The sequence below is a fragment of the Micromonospora sp. M51 genome (genome assembly GCF_018070305.1).
GTDB lineage: Bacteria > Actinomycetota > Actinomycetes > Mycobacteriales > Micromonosporaceae > Micromonospora > Micromonospora parva.
The window spans coordinates 1-4948 of sequence record NZ_JAGPXZ010000469.1; the positions used below are offsets into that span (position 1 = coordinate 1).

The 4948-nt window shown below is 71.2% G+C and carries 5 protein-coding genes; 1 reads left to right on the plus strand and 4 read right to left on the minus strand.

The window, feature by feature from the left end; translation table 11 throughout:
• The 4 genes from KBX53_RS36490 to KBX53_RS22245 form a co-directional block, all read right to left on the minus strand.
• On the minus strand, positions 1-824 hold an 824-nt coding region (locus KBX53_RS36490; protein ID WP_247676039.1), incomplete at its 3' end, for a zinc-binding dehydrogenase.
• 20 nt (positions 825-844) lie between these two features.
• On the minus strand, positions 845-2500 hold the full coding sequence (gene kdpA / locus KBX53_RS22235) for a potassium-transporting ATPase subunit KdpA (RefSeq protein WP_210861423.1): 1656 nt from the start codon (positions 2498-2500) through the stop codon (positions 845-847).
• The gene (kdpF, locus tag KBX53_RS36495) at positions 2500-2589 is read right to left on the minus strand and encodes a K(+)-transporting ATPase subunit F (protein ID WP_036410889.1); all 90 of its coding nucleotides are present in this window, start codon (positions 2587-2589) and stop codon (positions 2500-2502) included. Before kdpF ends, kdpA begins: the two co-directional genes overlap by 1 nt.
• Positions 2590-2879: 290 nt before the next feature.
• Positions 2880-3920 carry a TRM11 family methyltransferase gene (locus KBX53_RS22245; protein ID WP_210861424.1) on the minus strand — a complete coding sequence of 347 codons (1041 nt, stop codon included), beginning with the start codon at positions 3918-3920 and terminating at the stop codon, positions 2880-2882.
• A 72-nt stretch (positions 3921-3992) separates the two neighbouring features.
• On the opposite strand from KBX53_RS22245, the gene KBX53_RS22250 reads away from it, so the two are divergent.
• A complete protein-coding gene (locus tag KBX53_RS22250) occupies positions 3993-4868 on the plus strand; it encodes a zf-HC2 domain-containing protein (RefSeq protein ID WP_210861425.1) in 876 nt (291 codons plus the stop codon).
• Positions 4869-4948 lie beyond the last annotated feature (80 nt).

The following is a 4948-nucleotide window of genomic DNA, read 5'->3' on the forward strand; positions in this document are numbered from 1 at the left end:
AGCGTGACGTGCCGCGCCGTGGCGTCCTCCGCCGACACCGGGGACCACCCGCCGCTGGCCAGCCCGAAGCTGACCATCCGGCCACCCGGGTCCAGCAGCTCGAACGCCGTCCGGGCGATGGGGCCGCCGACGCCGTCGAACACCACGTCGACTCCGCCCACCGCGTCCCGGATCTGGTCGGCCCAGCCCGGCAGGCGGTAGTCGGCCGTCAGGTCGGCACCGAGGCCGGGCAGCAGGTCCACCTTGCGCGCGCCGCCGGCCACCCCGATCACCTGTGCGCCGGCGCGCGCCGCGAGCTGCACGAGCAGGCTGCCCACGCCGCCCGCCGCCGCCTCCACCAGCACCCGGTCGCCGGGGCGAACGCCGGCCGCCTCGACCAGCACGATGTCGCCCTGACGCAGGTCAGGCGCGGGCACCGCCTCGTCGCGGTAGGTGTTGGCCCGGGCACCCGGCTTCCAGTCGATCAGTCGGGTGGCGATGGTGTCCTTCTTCGCCTGCCGCAGGGTCGCCGCCTGGGCCTTGCCCCGACCCTCGGCGACGGCCTCGGCCAGGTTGGCGAAGACCACTGTCAGCCAGAGCCAGATGGTGATCGCCCAGGCGAACACCGACGGGTCGGTCACCGCCAGGACGGTGGTGAAGGCCGCACCGACCTCGACGATCAGCATCACCGGGTTACGCCACAACGTGGTGGGGTTGAGCTTGCGTACCGCGTCCGGCAGGGACCGGATCAACTGCTTGGGGTCGAGCAGGCCCCCGCCGATCCGGTTGCCCTGGGTGGCGGGCGTGCCGGGGAGCTGCTCTGTCGGGGCGGACGTGACGGACATGTCCTCGTTCCTCATGGTGGTCAGAGCCCCTCTGCCAGCGGGCCGAGCGCGAGCGCGGGCAGGAAGGTCAGCGCCACGAGGACCACGGTGACGCCGACGACCATGCCGATGAACAGCGGTCGGTGGGTCGGCAGGGTGCCCTCGGACGCGGGGGTGGGTGCCTGGCGGGCCAGCGAACCGGCCAACGCGAGCACGAAGATGAGCGGCAGGAACCGGCCCAGCAGCATGCACAACCCGAGTGCGGTGTCCCACCAGGTGGTGTTGACGGTGATGCCGCCGAACGCGGAGCCGTTGTTGTTGCTGGCCGAGGTGAACGCGTACAGCACCTCGGAGAGGCCGTGCGGGCCGACGTTGAGCGCCGTGGAGTTGTTGCCGGTGGCGAACGCCGCCGCCGTGCCGACCAGCACCAGGATGGGTGTGATCAGGAAGTAGAGCGAGGCGAACTTGATCTCGCGCGACCCGATCTTCTTGCCCAGGTACTCCGGGGTGCGGCCGACCATCAGCCCGGCCACGAAGACCGTGATCACCGCGAGGATGAGCAGGCCGTAGAGACCGGAGCCGGTGCCGCCCGGCGCGACCTCGCCGAGCATCATGTTGACCATCGTCATCATGCCGCCGAGTGAGGTGAACGAGTCGTGGAACGAGTTCACCGCACCGGTCGAGGTGAGCGTGGTGGCGGCGGCGAAGGTGGCCGAGTTCGACACGTCGAACCGCACCTCCTTGCCCTCCAGCGCCGCACCGACCGCCTGCGGCACCGTGCCGTGGCCGGCCAGCTCGAAGATGTTGGTGATGGCGACGCTGGCGACGGCGAGGATGCCCATCACCGCGGCGATGGCGTACCCCTGCCGGTTCTGCCCGACCATCCGGCCGAACACCCGGGGCAGGCTGAACGGGATCAGCAGGATCAGGAAGATCTCCAGCCAGTTCGTCCAGGCGGTCGGGTTCTCGAACGGGTGGGCGCTGTTGACGTTGTAGAAGCCGCCACCGTTGGTGCCCAGCTCCTTGATCACTTCCTGGCTGGCGACCGGACCGCCGGTGATGGTCTGGGTGCCGCCGGTCAACGTGGTCACGTCGGTGCCACCGGAGAGGTTCTGCACCGCCCCGCCGATCATCAGCGCGATCGCGCCGAGCACCGCGATCGGCAGCAGGATGCGCAGCACGATCCGGGTCAGGTCGACCCAGAAGTTGCCGAGCTGCCCGGTGCGGCTGCGGGCGAAGCCGCGCACCAGTGCGACAGCCACCGCGATGCCGACCGCCGCCGAGACGAAGTTCTGCACCGCCAGGCCGGCCATCTGCACCAGGTGGCCCATCGTCGACTCACCCGAGTACGACTGCCAGTTGGTGTTCGTCACGAACGACACCGCCGTGTTCCACGCCCCGTGCGGCACCACCGGGTCGAAGCCCAGCGACAGCCACAGGTGGTTCTGCACCCGCTGGAACAGGTACAGGAACAGGATCGAGACCGCGGAGAACGCCAGCACGCTGCGGGCGTACACGCCCCAGGTCTGCTCGGCGGCGGGGTTGACCCCGACCAGGCGGTAGATGCCCCGCTCGACCCGCGACTGCTTGGTGCCGGAGACCGCCCGGAACATGTAGTCGCCGAACGGCTTGTAGACGGCGACGATCGCCGCCACCAGCGTCAGCACGAAGATGACGCCCGCTGTTGTCATGGTCATCAGAAGCGCTCCGGGAACAGCAGGGCGAACACCAGGAACGCGCCCAGCACCACCGCGAGCACCAGACCGACGGCGTTTACCGCGTTCACAGCTTCTCCACCGCCCGGACCACCAGGGCGAGCGCTGCGAACAGCGCCACCGTCAGGACCACGAACACCACGTCAGACACGCTGACTCCTCATACCGGAAAGGTTCGTCGCGACCGCCTTCCGGTCGCGCCGGGCAATCAAAGCCCCACCACCCGCCGGCCGGCAGGGGTCATAACGCGACCATGACGGCCGCGAACCTTTTCTTGACGTGGTTTTCACACCTGCCCACTGAACAGGTGAAATGCGGCACAGACCGGACGGGTGAGGCCGGTAGGAGAGGTGCGGGCCGGTCAGGCCGGCTTACGGGCCACCAGCACGTCGCGCATGATCGACTGATCGACCCGGTGCCGCAGCGCGCGGTAGGGCTCCTCGTCCACGACGGTCAGGCCGGCGTCGGCCAGGGCCGCAGCCGCGTCGTCCCGGCTGGCGACGTGGGTGTTCCAGGAGACCCCCAACGCACCGCCGGGGCGCAACAACCCGGCCCAGACCGGGGCGGCGTCCGCGAGCAGCGCCAGCGGGTCGCGGGTCACTCCCTGCCCAGTGGTACGACTGCCGTGCTGCACGCCGTACGGCGCGTCGGCGACGACGAGGTCCACGGTCTGCGGGCGGAAGAACTCCGCCGACCGGGCGGTGTCGGCGTTCACCACGTCCAGCAGCTGGGTCTGGCCGGCCTTGTGCTCCTCGCGGGTCGGCGCCAACTCGATCCGCACCCGCCGGCCGACCACCTTGCGTTCCCGCCGCACCGGCCCCGACTCCAGCACCCGGTGCTTGACCCGCTTCTGCTTCAACCACGTGGTGATGAACGCCCGGTACGCCTCGACGTCCTTCTGGTCGCGCTCGATCCCGGCCGCGTCGAAGCCGTACATCAGCGCCTGGTTGAGGGTGGTGCCCCGACCGCAGAGTGGGTCGAGCACCCGGAACCGGCGGCTGGTCATCTCGGTGGCCCAGTCCGAGGCGAGCAGTGTGACGTTGAGCAGCAGCTTGGTGAACTGCTCGTTGGTCTTGCCCGGGTACTTCTGGATGGTGAGCAGGTCGTCGTCGTAGCGGTCCAGCCGGCTCCACTCGATCGGCCGCAGCAGCTCGCCGACGATCTCGAACAACGCGTACCCGGCGGAGAGGTTGCCCAGCACTGCCAGGTCACGCTCCGTCAGCCCGTCACCGGTGAAGGTGATGTACGACGCCCCTCCGACGACAGCGGTGTCCAGCTCACCGATCCGACCGTCCAGCGCCGAGCGGCCGAAGATCTCCAGCTCCGCCTGGGTCAGGTCGACGGCGGCGCGGGCGTACACCCGGTTGGTGGCGGGCAGGATCAGCAGGCCGTAACGCGTCATGATCCGGCGAGTATTCCACAACCAGTCACTCTCGCCGGGAACCGGAGCGGCTGCCGGAGCGACTACCGGTACATGGGGTGTGAGCAGTGGCGGGAGGTCCTGTCCGCGCAACTGGACGGGGAGGAGACCGCCGCCGAACTGACGGCGGTGCAGGGGCACCTCGACGGGTGCGCCGATTGCCGGGCCTGGTTCACGGCGGCGGCCGCGCTGACCCGTCGGGTTCGTACCCGACTGGTGGTTGAGGTGCCCGACCGGACGGCGGCGATCCTGGCCGCCGTCGGTGGCAGCGCCGCTGGCGACGCGGCTGCCAGCGCCAGTGACACGCCGTCGGCCCGCCGGTCGCGCTGGCGGCCCCGCCTGCCCGGCCGCGCCGCGCTCGTCGGCGGCCTGCGGTCGGCGCTCGGCCGGCTCGGCGCGGTGCAGTTGGTGCTCGGCCTGGCCCAGGTGGGCCGGGGCGCCACCGCTGACCACCTGCACCCCACCGGCCAGCACCTGTGGCACGAGTCGGCGGCGTGGAACGTGGCGGTGGGCGCGGGGTTCCTGTTCGTGGCGCTGCGCCGCAGCCCGCCCGCCGGGCTGCTGCCGATGCTCAGCGCGTTCGTCGGCACGTTGCTGCTGCTGTCGGTCAACGACCTGGCCACCGGATCGGTGGGCGGGGAACGGCTGATCAGCCACGGCTTCCTGGTGGTCGGCTACCTGATCACCGTGCTGCTGTCCCGGCCCGGTCTGCGCCCTGGCGGACCGGCACCGCAGCGGCAGCCGACGCCGTCGCGCTGGCGGTTCGGCGCGGACGAGGTGGACCGGCCGCTGCGGGTGGTACGCCCCGATTCCTATCCGGCGCAGGCGGCCGACCGTTACCCCGCCCCGGCGGCGCGCACCGGTCAGGCCGCCCAGGCGGCGCGCGCCGGTCGGACCGCCGAACGCCGGGCCGCCGGAGCGGTCGCGTGAGTCCGCCTGCCGCTGCCGGGCCCGGTGGGCGCGCAGGTGCGCCCGAAGGCCGCTGACGCGGACGGCGAGCCAGTCCCCGC